Here is a 17,906-nt window from a genome sequence, read left to right on the forward strand (position 1 = left end):
ATCAGTCCTCGTCGTCGGTGGTGGCGGGGTGGATGAGCGCGAAGGAGTTCTTCTCGGTGGTGATGTCCGCGGCCATCTCGCGCTCGCGTCGCAGGAGTTCGTCGATGGCGTCATCCAGCACCCGCGGGTCGGTCGACTTGACCCGGGCGGTGACCTCGATGTGCTCGTAGGAGCCGAGGTTGAAGCGTTCCGTGACCGTCTTCTCGTACTCCACTACGACCGGCTTCACGCCGCCGCCTCCTTCTGCCTGAGCGCCTCGAACGCTTCCTTCACCCGCTCGGTGAACCGGGTGTCGGTGATGCGGATGCCGCGGGGGTCGCCGTCGAACAGCCCTTCCTCTCCCGCGATGCGGACCATGACCTCGATCTGCTCTCGGGTGTAGAGGCGGCGGTTGCCGTTCGCGGTCTTCCCGCTGATGACGTAGGTGGCCTTGGGGATGACGCCGCCGGCCTCCCACTTCCGGAGGGTCACGGAGTCGCGCCGCAGGGCCTTGGCGACCGCTCCGATGCCGAAGAACTCCTTGTAGCCGCCGTTGAAGGGCTTGACCTGGGGCTTGGCGTCCCACCGGTCCGGGTCCTCGTAGACGTCCTGCGCTGTGGTCCGTAGGTCGGTCTGCGTGCGTACGGGCCGGCGTGAGATGCGGCGGGTGGATCCGGGGTAGAAGTGCGTCGGCGGTTGGCCGGCGATGCCGGCGAACTCGCTGTCCCAGTCCCTCATGCGTCCACCCGCTTGAAGCGGAAGGCTTCCTTCTCCGGGAAGATTCGCTCCAGGTGCTCTTCCGCCAGGAGTCCCTCCTGGTAGAGGACGTATGCCTCCTGGGGGTCGAACTGACGGACCATGGGGAAGAGTCGGTCGTACAGGACGGCATCGTTTCCGCCCTCGACGGCGGCCGTGTCGAGGTCACGGGCGATGTCCTCGGCAGCGTCTTCGTCCAGGCCCTGGGTCGTGTAGCGCTCCAGCTTCATGCCCTTGAACTGCTTGTCGCCGACGCGAAGCGGGCGTGGCAGCTCGATGATGTAGCTGCCCTTGTCGTCCTGGATCCCGAATTCGCGCAGGTCCAGCGACATGTCGTCGCGCAGCTTGTTCAGCAGGCTGGTCTGCGTGTCGACGCGGCTCTTGATGACCGCCCACTGGGCTGCCTTGCGTTCGAATGCGGATTCCGGCGTGTTCGCGGTCAGAACCGACTCTGCTGGGGCGTCAGAGAACTCCACGCCGTCTCCTCAAGTACGTGTAGGGAACAGTCGCCAGGGCTGCCGACTGCGCGGTAAAGCAGACCGCCGCAGATCTGGACTCGCCCTGGCGACTGATCACAGACTAACACTTGAGGAACAAGTTGAACAACAAGTTGTGCCACAGTCTGATCACGGCAGCAGAGAGCCCCGGCGGCCGTCACACCACCGGGGCTCCCACTTCCACTGTGCGTCAGCCGGCGAGGGACTCCTCGATCTCCTCGAACCGCTCGTCGGCATGGGCCTTCGCGTCCTGCGTGGCGACCCACTTCTCCTGGACCTTCGGGAACTCATCCCGCATGATCTGCCGGCAGCGCTCGACGGTCGGCGAGTCCTCCTCCCCCATCTCGGCCACCAGCGCCTTGTGCCACGCGGCGGCGGGGTGGTTCTCGTAGGTCTTGCCGTCGTCCAGCCACTTCCAGATGAACTCGCGAGCGGTGGGCCGCAGCTTCGACTCGCGCCGCCCCCGCTTCGAACGGGGGCCCTGCTCGAAGTCCTTGGCCCACAACTCGCCCTGGAGCTCCTCGACCATCCGCTGGAGGTCGTCCACGGAGATCCCACCCTCGGGCGCGGCCGGCACGGTGGGCCCGAGCACCGCGGCGGCGCGTTCGCGAGCCGTGTGGACCTGGCGCATCATCCAGGGAGCCAGTTCGCCCCACATCAGCAGCAGAGTCGGCATGACGGCGTCGAAGGCAGCCTCCCCGTAGGCGCCACCGAGGAGGGCGTCACCGCAGTTGAGGGCGTAGGTCATGACGCCGATCAGCAGCAGCCAGAGGCGGGGCTTGAGCAGCTCCCGGTGAGTCCAGCCTCGCAGGGCGAGGTACTGCTGGCCGACCATGAGGGCCAGGTAGCTGATGGTCACGGCCGGCGCGGTCAGAGGCTGCACCTCGGCCGGCACACCGAGACGGTCGGCGAGCGCCCACACGTTACCGAAGTCGAAGCCGAAGGCCAGGAGGATGGCGGCCACGGCACCGGTCATGACGAAGTAGACGGTGAAGCGCTCACCGGGGATGCGGCCGGTGTGGTCCGCGGCTGGCTTTGTCGGCTTGCTCGCGGCAGCCCACTTGCGACGGATAGGGTTTCGCATGGGAGGTCTGATCTCCTGACTCGACGGCTCTGGGTGCGCGCCCAGGGCCGTCTTTCGTGTGCGTGAATGTGTCGTCTGAAGGCTGATCGACTACCAGACCTTACAGACCTTACAGAACTGCCAGACCGGTACGCTACCGACATGGGGAAGACCGAGACCGTTGGCGTGCAGCAGGCGCGCGACAATCTGCGTGACCACATCGACGCCGCCGTGCAGGACGGGCAGGTCACCGTCATCACCCGGCACGGCAAGCGTGTGGCCGCATTGGTGCCCGACGAGTGGTACCAGCGGGCTCTGGCTGCCCTGGAGGCGCAGGGTCAGGCAGCCGGCGAAAGCTGACGCAGTGATCGCTCCAGGTTCTCCCGGAGCGTCTCCACGTCGTTGACCACCCGGCCGTCTGCGTCGGCCCCACGGCCGTCGAGGATGGCCGAGGTGGTGCGGGTCTTGAACTGGCGGCGCTGGCTGCGCCGTTCCTCCACCGTGTCGGTCGCCATGAAGTCGATCACCTGGACCGTCTCGTGCCGGCTTGAGGCGCGGACGTGGCGGGTGTCTTGCTGGTCCTGCGCGCCGGCCGAGTCTCGCTGGTCGTAGTTGATCAGGATGCGGGCTTCCGGAAGGTCGAGCCCGTACCCGCCGGCACCGGAAGCCAGGAAGAGCCGTACGTCTTCCTGGTAGGAGAAGAGCGCCTTGGCTTCTGCCTTCTTGATGGTGCTGTGGTCTCCCGTGAACATCACCGACCGGTACTGCGACATCGCCTCGGCGATCAGCTTGAGCATCCCCTTGAAGAACGAGAAGACGACGATCTTCAGTTCGCCGTCCCGCATCAGTTCCTTCCGCAGAAGGCGGGTCAGTTCCTCCAGCTTGGGTGAGTGGTCCAGGCCGTCGAGCGCCCCCGAGTCCACAAGGCTGAGGCAGTACCTGCTGCCGCCCTTGCCGGCCACGTAGCGCGCGGCGCTGTCGCGGATGAGGCCGGGGTGGTTCACCAGCATGTGCAGGGACAGCAGGCGACCCATCACGCGCCCCTGCGCGGTGTCCTCGGTGGGCTTGGCCTTGCCTGAGTACAGCGCGGCCAGGTCGATGCTGCCAGAGCCATGGCCAGCCGCCTTGGACAGCTCGAACAGGGTGTCTTTGGCGATGCGTCGATAGACCCTCGCGGTGACCTGGTCCAGGTCGACGAGCACGCTGCTGCGCTCGACCTTCGGCATGTACTTCGCTACGTCGGGGTCCTCACGGGTCTTCCGGACCATGGCGGTGGATGCCTTCTGGTGCAGAAGGGGAAGGTTCTTGTATGCCACGGGGAAGCCTGTCCTTCCCTTCCCCTTGCTGCGGACGATGAAGGCGGGGTCGAAGTACTCCCAGGGCCCCAGCACTTCCCGATCGACCCACTCGAAGATGCTGAACAGCTCTTCCGGGTTGCCGTTGTCCATGACCGTTCCGGTCAGGCCGATGCGGTGCTCGGACTTGATGCGCTTGATCTTCCGGGTGCGCTCGGCGTTGAAGGTCTTGATCAGGGACGCCTCGTCGGCGACGACGATGCCGGGCTTGATCTTCCGCATGTCCGTCCAGTCGTGGACGAGGTTCTCGTAGGCGGTGACGACGTAGTCCGGCTGGTGTTCCCTGATGTACGCGAACTGGCGCTTCTTCTGTTCCGGTGTTCCGTCGATCACAGTGCAGTGGTGGTCGGCCGGCACGACGATGTGTGCCTTGCCCACGGCGCGCTTCTTGGTGTCGACGTCGGTGAACTGGGCGATGCGCTCAGCCCACTGCCACTTCAGGGCGGCCGGCACGACGACCATGCACGTGATGTGCTTGTCGGTGTCCATGAGCATCTCGGCCGCGGCGATGGCCATCACGGTCTTGCCGGTGCCCATGCCGTAGGCGGCGAGCATGGATCCGCGCTCGACGATGCGGTCGACGTCGTCGGCTTGGTAGGGGTGCAGCAATCCGGTGAACATCAGCGCCTCCCGAAGCTGGACAGGCGGCGCATCATCGGGTGGTAGGAGCCCTCGTACGCGGCCCTGTTCTGCTCGGGTGTCATCTCGCCGGGGTCTTTGACGGCCAGGTCGCCGTAGTCGAAGTACCTGACCAGCAGGCCGGTGCCGTGGAAGTGGTTGAAGACCGTGCGACGCTCTCGCTTGCCGTCGTGGTCGTTGTCGTGAGCGTCGACCAGGCGGCTGAGGCGACCGCCGATGATGCGGAACTGACGGGGCGTGAGGATGGCGCCATAGCTCGCGAGTCCTCCGGGGATGCCGGCGGTCCAGAGCACTGCGGTGTCGATGGGCGACTCGACGAGCACGCCTTCTTCACCGTCGAGGGCCTGGAGGCCGAAGAGCGAGTCGCCCTTCTGCATGCCGTCTGGATAGTTCCGGAAGTACCCCTTGCTCTTCTCCTGCCACCCCAGGAGCTTTCCGTGCTGGTCGCGGACTGGGAAGATCCAGTACTTCCGCTGGGGGTCCCAGAGGATCTCAAAGCGGCGGGCTGCTTCAGCGGTGATGCCCTTGGACGCCAGGGACTTGTCCGGCGGCTCGGTGAACAGGGCCAGGTGCGACTCGCCGATCTCCTCGATCTCGCGCTTCTTGGCGTAGGTCTCGCCGGCCAGGAGACGCACGGCACGGTCGATGACCCCCTGTTCGCTCACCCACTGCCCGGCGTCGTCTTCCCCCTTCTCACGAACCTCGGCGACCAGGCGGACGAAGGGCCCGCGGAAGTCGCAGGAGAAGCACAGGAAGACGCCCGTGTCCTTGTGCACGTAGCAGGAAGGGTTCTGGTCTTCCTTCCCCTTCCGGCGTTCATGTGCCGGGCAGGGGATCCGCCAGTTCTCCGAGTCCTCCCCCACGATCTCGATGCCCAGCTTGCCTAGTGCCGAGAGGACGTCGCCAGGGATGGGAGCGTCGAAGATGTCGTTGTTACCAGCCCGCGTACGCCGGGACATCGTCGTCCACCTCCTCGCCGAAGGGGTCGCCGTCCTGCTCGATTAGGGAGCCGGCGTCCCAGTCGAGCTTGACGAACCACTCGTCCTTGGGGACGTTGCGGCCGGCCAAGACCTTGAGCTTGTAGAACATGGGGTCGTCGGTCTGCTCGACGCCGAGCGCGAGGGTGGCGTCCTGCGCGAAGGCGGACGTGTAGCCCATGGAGCCGGAGTTGAGGCCGTTGGCGCCGAGCTTGCTGCGAAGTGCCTGCGTGGTGACGACGAACGGCAGGCCGTTACGAGCTGCCATCCTCTTGATGCCACGGCTGATGTTGGTCATGGCGAGCGGGGTCTGCTGCTCGCCGCTTACGGAGTCCACGAAGAAGTAGGCGCCGTCGATGATGACCGCGTCGGGCTTGTACTCGTCGATCTTGGCCTGGACGTTGTCGAGGGTCATTCGGGCTGAGGGGTCCTCGGCGATGATGTAGTCGCCCATCCCTTCCAGCTTCTTCAGCGCCTTCTCCAGCTTCTTCCACTCCAGTTCGTTGAGTTCGCCGGCTCGGAGCTTGCGCTGGCTGATGCCGGCGAGGAAGGCGTCCAGTCGCTCGGAGATTTCCATGGCGGACATTTCGAAGGAGAAGAGCAGCGGGCGGGCACCGACGGCGTGCATGGCTCGGGTGATGGCCAGAAGGGTCGTGGTCTTGTTGCTCTTCTCCAGACCGGTAAGGGTGACCATCTGGCCGGCCTGGAGGCCGAGGGTGAGCCTGTCGAGCGACGGGAATCCGGTCGGAAGACCTATCAGCTCCCCTTCCTCCCGCTCGGCGTAGGAGCGGTAGGTGGCGAGTCGGTCGTCAACAGTCTTCGCCCAGTTGAAGTCGTTGCCGATGGGGGTGTCTTCGGCGACCTTGCTGATCAGGGCGCGCACGATGTCGAGCGCGTGGTCGGTGTCGCCCTGGGACACCAGCGCCTCGACGGCCGCGTTGAGACCGCGCTCGGTCAGAGCGGTGCGGCGACGGTCGCGGATGCGGTCGATGAGGTAGTCGAGCGGCTCGTCGACCTGGGATACCTCGAAGGTGGGGTGGTCAGCGAGGACCGCGTCGAGTGTGGGCGTCATGCCGTACTCGGCGTTGAAGGCGATCATGTCCTCGAACACGCGCCGGATCTCACCGTTGGTGATGTGCCGAGGCTTGATCTTGGCGTTGAGGACCGACGTGATGTCACCGGTCTGGATGACCTTGCACAGCAGCTTGTGCTCGTGCGACAGGACCGCCGTCGTCACTGGTTTTCCCCCTTCAGGGCCGCGATGATGGTGTTGATCAGGACCGTCTTTCCGGTGCGTCTCGGCCACTCGACGTGAAGTCGGAAGGTCGACCAGTCCGGCTCGACGCCGTCCAGGCGCATCTGGGTGAGGATCACCGCGAGGCCGGAGCGTTCGATGTGGCGCACCTGGCGGCGCGGCAGCCAGGCCGGCAGTTCGAAGCTGTGCTCGTAGGTGCAGGCGTGTGTCACGCGGCGCTCTCTTCCTCGACGAAGCAGCCGCAGCCGCCGATGTCGTACGGATCGACGTTGATCTGCGCGGTCTCGACGCGCTCGCGGAACTCCTGGAGCGTCAGGGGCTTGGTCGTGCCGCCTCGCCGGTCCCGGAGGATCGCGACGTCCTTGCCGAGGTAGTTCCGAAGGTCCTGCTCTTGCTGCTCGTGGTAGGCGTAGCGCTCGGGCATGACCTTCAGGAGGTTCTTGAACTGGGCCTGGCCGGAACGGACGCAGAAGCCTCCGCAGTTGGCGTGAGCGAAGTTCATGTCGTAGAGCCGGGGCGGCTTGATCCCGCGCTCCCGGAGCTGCTCCAGGATTTCGTCCTTGTCCAGGTAGGGCGGCTCGCAGAGCGGGGCAACGGCCGCGTAGGGCTGGTAGGAGCGCACGATGGCCGGAAGGCGGTGCGCCTCGCTCCAGTCGATGCCGACGTAGACCGTGGTCTCTTCTGGGTCGCAGTTGGCGTCGAGCCACTCACGCGCCGGCCGCTGCTTGAGGAACTTGGAGCAATTGGCCAGGCGGGTGTTGCCGAGGAAGCGGTCGTCCCGGAAGACCTGCCAGATGTCGCGGCCTTCGGTCAGCCAGACGAGCTGACCGCCGAGGTCCCATGCGGATTGTCGCAGGAAGCGGTAGTTGTCCTTGTCTTCGCCGGCGTGCGGGCTGGAGTTGTTGCCCTTGACGTCGGAGAAGACCAGGTAGAGGTTCTCGTTGCCGTGCTGTTCGACGACGCGCCGGGCCGCTGCCCAGGAGCCAGCGCCGCTGCTGAACATGACCACGTGCTTATGCACGGCGGAGGTCCTCTCCAGTCATGGGCACGACCTCGCACGCCTCTGACAGGAAGCTCTGCATGGAGGCGTTGTAGACCTTGTCCCAGTCGCCGGGCTTGTTGTTGCTGGTGAGGATCGTCGGCAGGGCATTGCGGTAGCGGCCGCGGATCAGGGCGTCGAATACGTCGGCCGCGTAGCCGGAGGCGGTGTGGTGTTCCTTGCCCATGTCGTCGAGGACGACCAGAGGCCAGGTGAGGACCTTGTCCAGGATCTTCTGAAGGGCCATGAACTTCTCGCGGGCGAACTCGTCGCCGGTCGCCTGGTAGAGGTCGCGCCAGTTGCGGTGCTCGATCAGGGCCTGGACGTAGTCGGCGAACGGAACGAACAGGATGCGGCCGGCGGCGCCGGGGTACTGCTGGCGGATGGCCGCGAGTACCGCGCACGCCGTGGTCGTCTTGCCCGTGCCGGCGTTGCCGAAGAGAAGCAACCCCTTGCCGATCCGGCTGCGGTCTTCCGGGATGTCGGCCATCGTCGCGTCGGCCGGGATGTGTCGCTCCCGCCAAGTGGCGACGAAGTCCTCGACGGTCTGGCGGACGCGGGGTTGAAGCCGGGTCAGTGAGTCGATGCCCAGGCCCCAGTGCTGCACGGGAATCTTGGCGGTCTTCCAGACCAGGCTCATGTCCCTGGCCGGTGCCTCGGCGGTCTGCACGGTCCTCCTCCTCAGGGGTGGTGCGAGGACCTCATTGAATCACATCTTGTGGAACAACTTGAATAACAAGTTGTTCGTCACCAGCTCCAGTCGTCAGCCGGCTTCACGTCGGCCGACTTGTCCCAGCCGTCGTAGACCTCATCCGGCCGCTCCTGCATGGCCGTCGCTTCGCGCGCCTTGCGGACCATGTCGATCAGCAGCGCACGCTTGCCGATGAAGTCCTGCCAGGCGAGCGCACGCGGGTTACGCAGGCCCTCCGTGGCGGCGTACAGCGCGCTCATGTCGCGCAGCTCCTCGGGCGTCAGGCCGGCGGCCTTCAGCTTCACGAAGTGGCTGGCCAGCGCCTTGAGGTTGCTCTCGATACCGAAGGCCCACGGCTGGGCGCCGACGGTCTCCCGCCAGTGCCGGGCGAGGCCAGGACCGGTGTCAGGGCCGGGCTGGCGCCTCCCGCCCGTCCTCTCGCGCCGGCCGGCACCCCAAGCCACGCGGGGCTGCTCCGGGTCGCTCTCGTCGTCCCACAGGCCCATTGCCTTGGCCGGGTCGTACGCGTCCTCCTCGGCCGCCCGCCGCTGCTCCTCGGCTCGCCGGGACGGCTTACGCGGCGCCGTGCGCGGAGCGTTCGGCCCTTCCGAAGGAAGGAGATTCTTTGAATCTCCTTCTTGTTGCGCCACTTTTGGCGTGACCCCTACGCCAGATTTGGCGTAACCCATCTCCTCGGGGCTGGCCAGGTAGTAGTTGCAAGGGCCCCCAGGCCAGCGCCGCTCGGTGCGCAGCCAGCCGCTCTCGCGCAGCTCGGTGACGCGCCGGGAGACGGTACGCAGGGACCACCCGAGGTCCTTCGCCAACGTCTCCTGCTTGGGGAAGGCGCACCCGTTCCTGCCGGCGTACTTGGCCAGCAGGCAGCCGAGCCGGAACGCGGCGTCGGAGATGCTGTGGTCGAGGATGAAGACGTGCGGGGTCTGCACCCACAGCTCGTGGGCCTTGAGACGGTCCTGCTGCTGATCCTGGGTCACCGGCCACCCGCAGAGGTGATCAGGCCGGCGGACTTCAGCTCGACCCACCAGCCGTTGACCTTGGGCAGGCTCTCGTTCAGCTCTCCTGCGACGGCCGCGGGCGTCATCTCCGCTCCGTCCTCGCGGGTCAGCAGGTAGACGTACAGGCCGCGCGCTCCGCAGGAGATGCGCGTGGTGGTGGCGACCTCACGCGGGATGCTCACGGGGGTGTTGGCCCAGCCCTGGAGCGTCCCGTCCGGGTAGTCGTCGTGGCTCATCTGGTCACCTCGCAGGAAGTGGACGTGGGAAAGCGGGGCGGCTGGCACCGCCCCGCTGGCTGGCTGGGTCAGGCCGCGACTTCGCGGATCTCGACGTTCTTGCGCGGCCGGCCGCGCAGGGGCTCCCACTCGTTGGTCTTGGGGTTGAGCCACTCCTTGCGGACCCTGCCGGAGGAGCCCTTCGCCGGCTTCTCCGCCTCCGGGGCGGCCGGATCGCCGTCCGGCGCCGCGTTGGTCGGCTCGGCCCCGCGCACGGCCGTGAGTTTGGCCTTCTCCAGCCCCTTCATGGCCAGCGCGGTGATGGGGCGGTAGCGGACCTCGGCGAGGTTGGCGGCGGCGTTGGACTCGTCGATCAGGCGGAGGTGCTTGACGATCGCCTCCAGGACGTCGACCACGTCCCCCGTACCGACGGGCGCGGCGACCGTGGTCTCCCGGTGCGCCGCAGCGACGTCCTCTTCCAGCGTCTCCTCCGGTTCGGCGGCCGACGGCTGCTCGGGGAGGGGGACGAGGGTCTGGGTGCCGCCCTTGCACGGCTCCTCGTCGGCCTCCGGCTCCGCCTCCTCCTGGGAGTCCTCAGCGGCGTCGGTCTCGTCCGATTCCTCGGCCTCCGGCGGGGTGATCTGCTTCAGCGCGTCGCGCAGGTCGAGGACGGTGATGTCCTCGTCGAGTGCGTAGCCGACCAGGTCGCTCAGTTCGTCGTCGCCCTCGTCGCCGGCCACGAGCAGGTACCGGTCTCCGTCGCGCTCGGCGAGGGTGCGGCCGAGGACGGTGTAGACGTCTTCGTCTCGTGCGGCGACTGCGCTCTCAGCGTTGTCGCGGATGACCTTGGACGCCTTGTCAAGGGTCTGGGCGACGACTGCGGTGTATGGGATCTCGGGGTCGACGTTCCCGGACCAGTTGTAGACGGCCTTTACCGCGGGGGTGACGTGCTCGGCGGCGGCTGGGATGACGAGGGCAACTTCTTCGTCGGTGGTGGGTTTGCCGTTGGCGTCGATCCCGAGCCAGTCGTCGAGGAGTTCGTCGATGGTGCCCCGCTCGACGGGACCGGCCCCGGCGACAGCGATGTGAATGGTGGCCAAGTGTGCTCCTTGTACGGGCACGTCGCGCCGTCCGGGCGGACGCGCCGAAGATCATGACTTGTGGAACATCTTAACGTACAAGTTGAACAACAAGTTGGCCAACATGGATCGAGCCCGCCCCGGATGCGGGACGGGCTCGGAGGAGCGTGCGGTGAATCAGCCGTCGGCGCCCGCCGGGATCGGCGCCTTGTAGAGGGCCTTGGCGAGCAGCTCCTGAAGCGTGGTGCCCTTGTAGATGCCGTAGTGCGCGGCGACACCGAACACGAAGGCCGTCGCAGCACTCCAGCCGGCGATGTTCAGGTCGAAGGCCGAGGGTTCCGACACGTACTCGGTGCCCAGACCTCCGACCGCGGACAGCGCGGCGAGGATGGCGCCCTTGACCCAGCCGGCCCAGGTCTCCTTCGAGACGAAAGCGACCAGCAGCGGAAGAACACCGCCGACCATGAGGTTGACGAGATTTACCTTGTCCATTGACACTCCGGAATTTCTAGGAGAAGAGGAGACTGAACGTTGTGCCCCACGGAACATTGTCCCGGAGAACTTCCGTTAGGCGCTGCGCGTGGCGCGCTCTTCCGGGAAAGTAAAGACTTTTCGAAGAATCGGCAGTTCCCTGCCACAGGTAATCGGCGGAAGGGTCGGATCCGTCGAAGTAGTCGCCCAGTTCCGTGCCCTCTTCCACCAGTACGTCATCCATCCAGAAAGCGATTCCGTTGCTGCTGGCCAGGTATGCCGCCTTGGGAACCAGGACGCCGGCATAGATCTGGCGGGTGCTGGTAGCCGGCGGGGTCCACGTGTAGTAGACGCGCACCCAGTCACCGTCGACCAGCTCGGGGCGGTTTGCCTTGACCCAGTCGGTGTCAGGGCCATAGCGGAACACAGCCGCCAGTGGATCCCAGGCAGCAACGCTGACGGGCGGATAGCCTGATGGAACGTTGACCCACGCCGAGATCGTGTGGGGCACTCCCGTCTTCAGCAGGTCTCCGCCCTTGCTGCTGGGATTGATGCCACCGAGTGTGGCAATACCTACCTGCGAAGGGGGCGTGCCCCCATTGGGACACTGGAACTTCAGCGAGCCCGCTTTAGTTCTTCCCGTGGCACTGTCCCTGGCGAATGTGTTCGTGACCCCAGATGCGCCGTGATATCCCCAGCGCGAGCCTGCGGAATTGAATCCAGGGTTGCTGACGAGGTTGACGCGTTTGGGCTTGACCCGGATGTTCAGATTTCTCGGGGCCTGCCAGTCAGGTACTCGGTAGGCCGGATCTCGGGATTCGTAGGAAATGTAGTGCGCGTCGGAGTAGAAGTACCAGCCGATCTGCGGCGCGGAATTCCCGTAGTACACGAACGGAGTTACGCACACGTACCGAGCCGTGCTGGGTGCGGTGACGCTGAGCTGGGCGGTGGACCAGATGCCGTTTGGCTGGCTCGTGTTGTCGGGTGCCGAGGACAGCCCGTCGTAGACCAGGCTGTAGTTGGCGTCGTAGCAGCGCACCCAAACGCGCCAGGTTCGGGAGACGTCAGTGGACACCGAGACGCGGGCGGTGATCCTTCCACCGCCGGCCTTCAGCGGGGCGAGGGCATCGGTGTGCGGGTCCAGCGCCCAGCCTGTTGAGCTGCTGGGAATGTAGAGGATGGTCGACTTGGCGGAGAAGTCGCCGACCATGGCCCGTTCCCGAGTGCGGGTGGCGATGGTGCCGTTGTACGACTCGTAGCACATGTGGTCGTCGTGGAAAGCGGCCGAGCGGTCCAGCAGGTTGCCCGAGGGGGCCTTCCCGAACTGGACCCGGTCGAAGGCGACGATGCTGGAGGCCGACAGGTTGTCGTAGCGCAATCCGACGCTCGCGTAGGCGGCCCCGTTCCAGAGCTTCCCGGCCTCACCGCGGTTGTAGTCGATGGGCGCAGTTGCCGTGATGCTCATCCGCTGCCAGCTTGTGTTCAGGGTGGACGGCATGTCCGAACCGCCGACCCAGGACATTCCTGGGTCTACCGAGGACGGGTTGGCGACGCCGAGGTCGGCGAAGCCGCCGGCCGGCTTGAGGGTGGTGATGCTCGCCCTACCGCTGGATTCGCTGGTGGCTGTACCGCTGATGTGGGTGGAGTACTGGGTGACGGGGTCGCTGCCCGTGGTCGAAGTGGTCGCCTGAATCGGCTGGCTGGACAGGGCTGGGGCCATCACAGGCTCCTTTCGAGAAGGCCGAAGAGGGCGCCGTCCGGGGTGGCCTGGGCGACCGAGGCGAGCTTCTTGGGCGCGACACCAGGAGCGGTGTACTGGTAGACCTCAATGAGGCTGGCGGCGTGGTGGACGTAGATGCGACCGCCGTCCGGGATCTCTGGCCAGGTCGCCATGACGGTGACGGTGCCGTTGACCGTCTTCGTCAGCCGGGTGCGCGAGGCCATCCAGAAACTGGTGGCTGCGCTGTCCGAGCGGAAGATGACTCCGTGCTCCGCTCCCGTGCCGAGGCGCGGCCTGCTCATGAAGGTCAGGTAGAAGCGCAGATCGCCGATGGGCGTGCCCCACGGGATCGAGGTCAGTGCCCACACCTTGTATGGCGTGGTGCTCGGCGTGATCGGAGACAGCATGCCGTCGGAGACGACCCAGGTCCCGCTCGTGGTCCAAGCGCTGGTGTCTGACCAGTTGGTGGAGTAGCTGCGGTCTCCGTTGAGGCTGGAGTTCGGTTCGTTGAAGCGCTGGAAGAATCCCTGGGAGTACGGGGAGCCGTCCGAGATGGTCGTGATCAGGTGGCCCTGGGCGTCGTACCAGTCGACATAGGCGCGTGCAGTGCTGCTGGTGGTCCCAGCGAGCAGCTTGGTGTATGCGGATACGGTCCAGCTCTGTTGCGCCGAGCCGGCGAATGACCAGTAGGTGTTGTCTGCGGCGTCGCCGTCCGGCTTCTTGTTCTGGCAGTCGACGCGGGCCACGTAGGCGAAGTTGTTGTAGGCGACTCGGTCGCCGGCTACGTAGCCGACCTGCGGGCTCCATTGGGGAATCCGCTTCAGCGGGACGCCCCACTGGCGCACCATGTCCGTCATCGGCAGGGGGCTGTTGCCCTGGGTGTCGGCGATTTCCCACGTGTTGCGATCGGTGCCGGGCCGGACGTTCTGGTTTTTGCCGAGCGCCCGCCAGACCGTTCCGCCGGAGTCCCGGACGAGGTTGTCGAGAACGTAGATGGTGCTCGACGACCAGGTCCTGGCCACGGGGGTGCCGATCGAGCGAACGCCCAGATTGGCCGCCGCGGTGCCCTGGTTGGTGATCGTGCCGGCGTTGTTGTCTGTGGTGGTACCGGTCACGGCGGCGAGGCCAGCGGCCACGCTCAGGCCGGCTGGGTAGGCGCCTGTCGAGAGGTTGACCAGGCTCCAGGTCGACGGGGACAGCGTGACGGGGTTGGTCAGGGTGCTGCCGACGTCGATGCGGGACGCCTCGGTGACCTTGGTCCACCAGCCGCTGGCAGCGACGGGCTCCTGGCCTCGTGAGGGGTCGGCCGTGCCGGTAAGGGTGAGGAAGTTGAATCCAGCGTTGTAGCCGGTGGCCGCGGCGTTCTTGCCGACGACCTTGATCATGAAGGTGTGTGTGCCGGCCGTAAGGGTGTAGCGGCCTAGATACCGAGTGGAGGGCCACACGCGCGGCTTGCCGGCCCATGTTCCCAGGTAGTGGTCGACCGTGCCGATGCTGCTTTCGGCGCTGTCGATGTAGTACTTGGTCTGTCCGTACGACGTGCCGTCGATCCCGGTGACTGACAGGTCATAGGTGCCGTCTGCGCCGACCGTGAAGTTGACGGTCACGTAGCTGTTCACCGTTCCACTGAGCACCAGGTACGGGGTGATGCTGTACATCCACGTACCGGTCGAGGTGGAGGTGCCGGGCGGGTTCTTGGTTACGGTGCCGGAGCTGGCGGCGACCGTCATGGTGTCGGCTCGGGTCGAGGCGCTGACCGACTTGGTGGCCGCCCACAGGGCTCCCTCGTGGTCGACGATCTCGCCACCCTGGTAGGTGAGGTCCTTGTCCCAGTCTGGGTACTTGGGATTGGCCCAGTTCGCCTGATCCTGGTTGAGCATCAGGTTGCTGCTGTCGCCGATTTCAACGTCCCAGCCGGTGAGCGTGTTGATGAGGTCGGCGATCCCGTCCTCAGTTCCCCGCTCTCTGGCCAGCCGGACAGCTTTGCTGGTGTGCAACCGGCGCCGGATGGGCTCGTCGCTCACCTCCGTCGTCACGCCGAACTGGTGGGCAAGGCTACTGACGGAACTGTTTGGGGCCGTCGCAATGCTGCGCAGGTCTTGCAGGATCCGCATCTCGGTGGAGACGGTGTTGAGCTCGTGGCCGAAGATGGTCAGGAACTTGTAGAGGTCGGGGTTGGTTACGCCGTCCTCGTATCCGGTGACTTCACTGGTGTCGAGGCGGTACGGCCGTGGGATCGACTGGTAGAGCCGCAGGGTGTAGCCGTGATCAGCGACGGACAAGCCTGCGGTGGCGCCGGCCCGTACCCACGGCTCCGCGAGGGTGGCGTGCTGCCAGTAGTCGCTGCTGCTTCCCGGCGTGATGCCCGTGCTACTGGCGACGGCCGCATAGTTGATGCCGTTGTAGTTGGCGACGTCGCCGGTCGTGTAGGTGGTGGTACTCGACCAGTCCGTCACGCCGAGAAAGATGCCGTAGTAGAAGACCCGCCCCGGTGGCAGTCCTATGTCGTTCCAAGTCCGTGCAGGTGCGCTCTGAGGGATTTCCGCGATGGTGGTGCCGTCCTCACCATGTGCGGGCACGCCGAAGGCATTGCGGACGATTCGCAGGCTGCTCCACGCGTTCTGGGACGCGGCACTCCAGGTGAGCTGGATGTGGCCCGGAGCGACAGACGTCGCGGTGACGGGCTCGACGCTGTATTGGACTGCGGTGTCCGCGCCATAGAGCGACTTGCCGTAGTAGTCGTAGCCGTACGTGGCCACAGGGTGCTCCTCGCTGGTCGATCGGTCAGACGGGATCGATGTCCCAGGCCACGCGACTGGCGTCGTAGCCTGTGGGGAGCGCCCTGATGTACGTCAGCCCTGCCCAGCCCCAGACGGTGACGTTGGGTATCGGGTTGGGGAACTTGCTGCGGTTGTCAACGCGCAGGCTGTCGCCATGGCGGATGTTCAGCGAAAGTCGCTCACCCTGAAACCATTCGCCGGCGTAGGTGAGGGAGTGTCGGTGGTATCCCTTGGTGCCACGCGGCAACGTGGAGGAGGCCGTGGCCACCGAGTTGTCGTGATCCTCCAGGTGAATGGACGACCACATGAAGTGGTCCAGGCTCGTAGGCCCGGAGGCGATCTGCCCGAGCACTCGGATGACGATGATCCACCAACCGGTCTGAGGGCAGGAGATCAGCGGACTGTTCTTGCATAGCTTGAGCGGGTCCGTGAGCGGCAGGTTCCAGGTGACCGGATGCCAGTCCGACTTGGGGTCGTTGGGGTGGACCTGGTCATCGGTGGGACGGATCGATGTTCCAGTTCCCCGGAAGCTGGAGACGGGCAGTGCCCAACCCGTCTTCGAGGCATCGACCAGTGTGCTGACCGTGGCGCTGGTGGCGTCACCGTTGCGCTGCATGGTGTCGAGCCGGGCTGAGACGTCCTTGTACTCGAAGCGCTTGCCCGCGGCGTTGGTGTAGACCTGCGGCTTGGTTCCGATGGCCGTTTCGACGCCCGTCAGCTCGTCCTGGATTTCGTTGACGTCGGCAGCAAGCACGAAGTCCCGACCGTCTTGGTGGGTCGGGAAAGTCCGAATCGCATTGGGGTAGACGTTGCTCATGGTGTCCTCACTGGCCGCCGTCTGCGGTGATGTAGATCTGACCGGCCACAGGGATCTCCCAGTCGCGGCAGATGATGTCCTGGGCGCCGGTCTGTTGCCCATCGGCTCGGGCCAGGAGCGGGATGGTCACGTACTCCACTCCGGGGATCGCGTCGAGAAGGGCGTAGATTTTGGAGGCCGGGATTCGCTGTCCGAAAGTGCTGCGCTGGCTGGACAGCAGGTCCTGCAAGGCTTTCTGCGCGGCGAGGACGACCTCCGAGGCCCGGAAGTTGCTGTAGATGCCGAGAACCACTGGGGCGGCGCTGAGGCCGATGTTGACGCCGACCAGCGTGCCGGGGACGACATCGACGTAGACCCCCGTCAGGGTGCGGTCCTGGACGTAGCGGGCCGTGGCGGTCAACTGGTCGTCGGAGGGGACGGCGTTGTCCGCTCCGACGACGGCGATGGTGATGGAGCTGTAATGGGCGCCGACTGCCTTCGCCTTGGCGTTGCCGGGGACGGCCAGCGCCAGGTCCTCGAAGTCCCTCAGGGTGACCGCTCGGTCCTGTGCACGAAACGCCTTGGGTGCGTTCGTACGGATGGACTCGGTGCTTTCGACTTCTCTGCCGCCCGTCATGGCGGAGGAGCTGGCGATGTAAACGCCGGCTATGCCGACCGAGATGTCGATGATCTGGTTGGCGTCGATGTTGCCACGTGCGCCCCCACCAACGCGGTATGCGGCGGAGATGGGTACGTCGAGGTCGGGGATGGCTCCAAGGGTGCCGTCCCCGAACGTGATGGTGACCACGCCCGTGTCGGAGCTGCTGAGGGTGAAGACATGGTCGGTAGGGCCCGCGGTCAGAAGATTCTCGGTGACGTGCCACTCCACAGGCGGCTCACTGCCGACGAAGACACGGACGCTGTCGACCAACGCCGGGGAGGAGGGCAGGCTGAGTGCCTGATTTTCCGTGCCCGTTGAGGTGCCCAGACTGTCGACGAGGATGAGCGTCTCGGTCGCTGTGCCGGCGTTCATTGTGAGGCTCTGAGAGCCCGCGGTGGCGCCCTCTGTGACACGGGCTGTAACGCTGCCACCCTGTGCTGGCACTGTGACGGCTTCGTCCAACTCGAACGTCAGTGGTGCGTCGAGGGAAGTGATGAACGCAGTCGTCACCTGCGTCCCGGTAGGGATGATGACATCGGTTGTCTGGGTGGCCTCGGTGACGAAAGTGACCGTTCCGGTTGCTGAATCCGCTGCGGCCGGCGTGTAGCCAAGGGTGGCCGCGTGGGCGAGCACTGACGACCGCTGGGTCGCGGTTTCGAGGAACGCTTCCTTCGCCGCGGCATCCTGGTAGTAACTCAGGATGTCGCCCATGTAGGCGAATAGGTTCACCAGCAGGACACCGAAGTCCGCCGTGTTGCGTCCGGACCACTCTGGGTAGACACGTGCGGCATGGTCGAGCATGGACTGCCGGAAGCCCTCAAAGTCCTTCGAGGTGTAGTCGATAGCCGGCGCGCTGGAAGTCAGATCCGCCACGGTGCGTTACTCCTGAAATGGGACAGCGGAAGGGGTCCCAATTCGTG

The 17,906-nt window shown here is 65.8% G+C and carries 19 protein-coding genes; 1 reads left to right on the forward strand and 18 read right to left on the reverse strand.

Annotated features, from left to right (window positions below; all coding sequences use genetic code 11):
* Window position 1: 1 nt before the first annotated feature.
* The 4 genes from ABZ281_RS00185 to ABZ281_RS00200 form a co-directional block, all read right to left on the reverse strand.
* Window positions 2-229 carry a hypothetical protein gene (locus ABZ281_RS00185; protein ID WP_356650502.1) on the reverse strand — a complete coding sequence of 76 codons (228 nt, stop codon included), beginning with the start codon at window positions 227-229 and terminating at the stop codon, window positions 2-4.
* Window positions 226-717 carry a hypothetical protein gene (locus tag ABZ281_RS00190; RefSeq protein ID WP_356650504.1) on the reverse strand — a complete coding sequence of 164 codons (492 nt, stop codon included), beginning with the start codon at window positions 715-717 and terminating at the stop codon, window positions 226-228. Before ABZ281_RS00190 ends, ABZ281_RS00185 begins: the two co-directional genes overlap by 4 nt.
* Window positions 714-1,211: a hypothetical protein gene (locus ABZ281_RS00195; RefSeq protein ID WP_356650506.1), complete on the reverse strand. Its 498-nt coding sequence runs from the start codon at window positions 1,209-1,211 to the stop codon at window positions 714-716. Before ABZ281_RS00195 ends, ABZ281_RS00190 begins: the two co-directional genes overlap by 4 nt.
* A 211-nt stretch (window positions 1,212-1,422) precedes the next feature.
* On the reverse strand, window positions 1,423-2,316 hold the full coding sequence (locus ABZ281_RS00200; RefSeq protein WP_356650508.1) for a hypothetical protein: 894 nt from the start codon (window positions 2,314-2,316) through the stop codon (window positions 1,423-1,425).
* 141 nt (window positions 2,317-2,457) lie between these two features.
* Here ABZ281_RS00200 and ABZ281_RS00205 point away from each other — a divergent pair, with 141 nt between their 5' ends.
* Window positions 2,458-2,655, forward strand: coding sequence for a type II toxin-antitoxin system Phd/YefM family antitoxin (locus ABZ281_RS00205; protein ID WP_356650510.1), 198 nt, complete (start codon window positions 2,458-2,460; stop codon window positions 2,653-2,655).
* Here the strand turns inward: ABZ281_RS00205 and ABZ281_RS00210 are convergent.
* From ABZ281_RS00210 to ABZ281_RS00275, 14 genes are all read right to left on the reverse strand, one after another.
* Window positions 2,634-4,271, reverse strand: coding sequence for a DEAD/DEAH box helicase (locus ABZ281_RS00210; protein WP_356650512.1), 1,638 nt, complete (start codon window positions 4,269-4,271; stop codon window positions 2,634-2,636). The two genes, ABZ281_RS00205 and ABZ281_RS00210, sit on opposite strands and share 22 nt — an antisense overlap.
* Window positions 4,271-5,248: a toprim domain-containing protein gene (locus ABZ281_RS00215; RefSeq protein WP_356650514.1), complete on the reverse strand. Its 978-nt coding sequence runs from the start codon at window positions 5,246-5,248 to the stop codon at window positions 4,271-4,273. Before ABZ281_RS00215 ends, ABZ281_RS00210 begins: the two co-directional genes overlap by 1 nt.
* Window positions 5,223-6,503 (reverse strand): DnaB-like helicase C-terminal domain-containing protein, encoded by a 1,281-nt coding sequence (locus ABZ281_RS00220; RefSeq protein ID WP_356650516.1) that lies wholly within the window; start codon window positions 6,501-6,503, stop codon window positions 5,223-5,225. Before ABZ281_RS00220 ends, ABZ281_RS00215 begins: the two co-directional genes overlap by 26 nt.
* Window positions 6,500-6,733 carry a hypothetical protein gene (locus ABZ281_RS00225; protein ID WP_356650518.1) on the reverse strand — a complete coding sequence of 78 codons (234 nt, stop codon included), beginning with the start codon at window positions 6,731-6,733 and terminating at the stop codon, window positions 6,500-6,502. Before ABZ281_RS00225 ends, ABZ281_RS00220 begins: the two co-directional genes overlap by 4 nt.
* On the reverse strand, window positions 6,730-7,542 hold the full coding sequence (locus ABZ281_RS00230; protein ID WP_356650520.1) for a hypothetical protein: 813 nt from the start codon (window positions 7,540-7,542) through the stop codon (window positions 6,730-6,732). The genes ABZ281_RS00225 and ABZ281_RS00230 overlap by 4 nt, the downstream gene beginning before the upstream one ends.
* A complete protein-coding gene (locus ABZ281_RS00235; RefSeq protein ID WP_356650522.1) occupies window positions 7,535-8,230 on the reverse strand; it encodes an ATP-binding protein in 696 nt (231 codons plus the stop codon). Before ABZ281_RS00235 ends, ABZ281_RS00230 begins: the two co-directional genes overlap by 8 nt.
* 77 nt (window positions 8,231-8,307) lie before the next feature.
* On the reverse strand, window positions 8,308-9,243 hold the full coding sequence (locus ABZ281_RS00240; protein WP_356650524.1) for a helix-turn-helix domain-containing protein: 936 nt from the start codon (window positions 9,241-9,243) through the stop codon (window positions 8,308-8,310).
* Window positions 9,240-9,500, reverse strand: coding sequence for a hypothetical protein (locus ABZ281_RS00245; RefSeq protein ID WP_356650526.1), 261 nt, complete (start codon window positions 9,498-9,500; stop codon window positions 9,240-9,242). The genes ABZ281_RS00240 and ABZ281_RS00245 overlap by 4 nt, the downstream gene beginning before the upstream one ends.
* A gap of 68 nt (window positions 9,501-9,568) precedes the next feature.
* The gene (locus ABZ281_RS00250; RefSeq protein WP_356650528.1) at window positions 9,569-10,579 is read right to left on the reverse strand and encodes a hypothetical protein; all 1,011 of its coding nucleotides are present in this window, start codon (window positions 10,577-10,579) and stop codon (window positions 9,569-9,571) included.
* A 156-nt stretch (window positions 10,580-10,735) separates the two neighbouring features.
* Window positions 10,736-11,050, reverse strand: coding sequence for a hypothetical protein (locus ABZ281_RS00255; protein WP_356650530.1), 315 nt, complete (start codon window positions 11,048-11,050; stop codon window positions 10,736-10,738).
* Window positions 11,051-11,066: 16 nt separating this feature from the next.
* Entirely contained in the window at window positions 11,067-12,749 is a 1,683-nt protein-coding gene (locus ABZ281_RS00260; RefSeq protein WP_356650532.1) for a hypothetical protein, read from the reverse strand.
* A complete protein-coding gene (locus ABZ281_RS00265; RefSeq protein ID WP_356650534.1) occupies window positions 12,749-15,508 on the reverse strand; it encodes a phage tail protein in 2,760 nt (919 codons plus the stop codon). The genes ABZ281_RS00260 and ABZ281_RS00265 overlap by 1 nt, the downstream gene beginning before the upstream one ends.
* A gap of 25 nt (window positions 15,509-15,533) precedes the next feature.
* Window positions 15,534-16,346, reverse strand: coding sequence for a hypothetical protein (locus ABZ281_RS00270; protein WP_356650536.1), 813 nt, complete (start codon window positions 16,344-16,346; stop codon window positions 15,534-15,536).
* 7 nt (window positions 16,347-16,353) lie between these two features.
* On the reverse strand, window positions 16,354-17,859 hold the full coding sequence (locus ABZ281_RS00275; RefSeq protein ID WP_356650538.1) for a baseplate J/gp47 family protein: 1,506 nt from the start codon (window positions 17,857-17,859) through the stop codon (window positions 16,354-16,356).
* Window positions 17,860-17,906: the final 47 nt, after the last annotated feature.

Origin of the sequence: Streptomyces sp. NPDC006265, from assembly GCF_040613555.1 — a bacterium.
Lineage (GTDB): Bacteria > Actinomycetota > Actinomycetes > Streptomycetales > Streptomycetaceae > Streptomyces.

Bases quoted from the DNA above. Each gene is read 5' to 3' on its own strand.
- ABZ281_RS00190 (WP_356650504.1), bottom strand. From the start codon at position 717: ATGAGGGACTGGGACAGCGAGTTCGCCGGCATCGCCGGCCAACCGCCG.
- ABZ281_RS00200 (WP_356650508.1), bottom strand. From the start codon at position 2,316: ATGCGAAACCCTATCCGTCGCAAGTGGGCTGCCGCGAGCAAGCCGACA.
- ABZ281_RS00205 (WP_356650510.1), top strand. From the start codon at position 2,458: ATGGGGAAGACCGAGACCGTTGGCGTGCAGCAGGCGCGCGACAATCTG.
- ABZ281_RS00210 (WP_356650512.1), bottom strand. From the start codon at position 4,271: ATGTTCACCGGATTGCTGCACCCCTACCAAGCCGACGACGTCGACCGC.
- ABZ281_RS00215 (WP_356650514.1), bottom strand. From the start codon at position 5,248: ATGTCCCGGCGTACGCGGGCTGGTAACAACGACATCTTCGACGCTCCC.
- ABZ281_RS00245 (WP_356650526.1), bottom strand. From the start codon at position 9,500: ATGAGCCACGACGACTACCCGGACGGGACGCTCCAGGGCTGGGCCAAC.
- ABZ281_RS00255 (WP_356650530.1), bottom strand. From the start codon at position 11,050: ATGGACAAGGTAAATCTCGTCAACCTCATGGTCGGCGGTGTTCTTCCG.
- ABZ281_RS00260 (WP_356650532.1), bottom strand. From the start codon at position 12,749: ATGGCCCCAGCCCTGTCCAGCCAGCCGATTCAGGCGACCACTTCGACC.
- ABZ281_RS00270 (WP_356650536.1), bottom strand. From the start codon at position 16,346: ATGAGCAACGTCTACCCCAATGCGATTCGGACTTTCCCGACCCACCAA.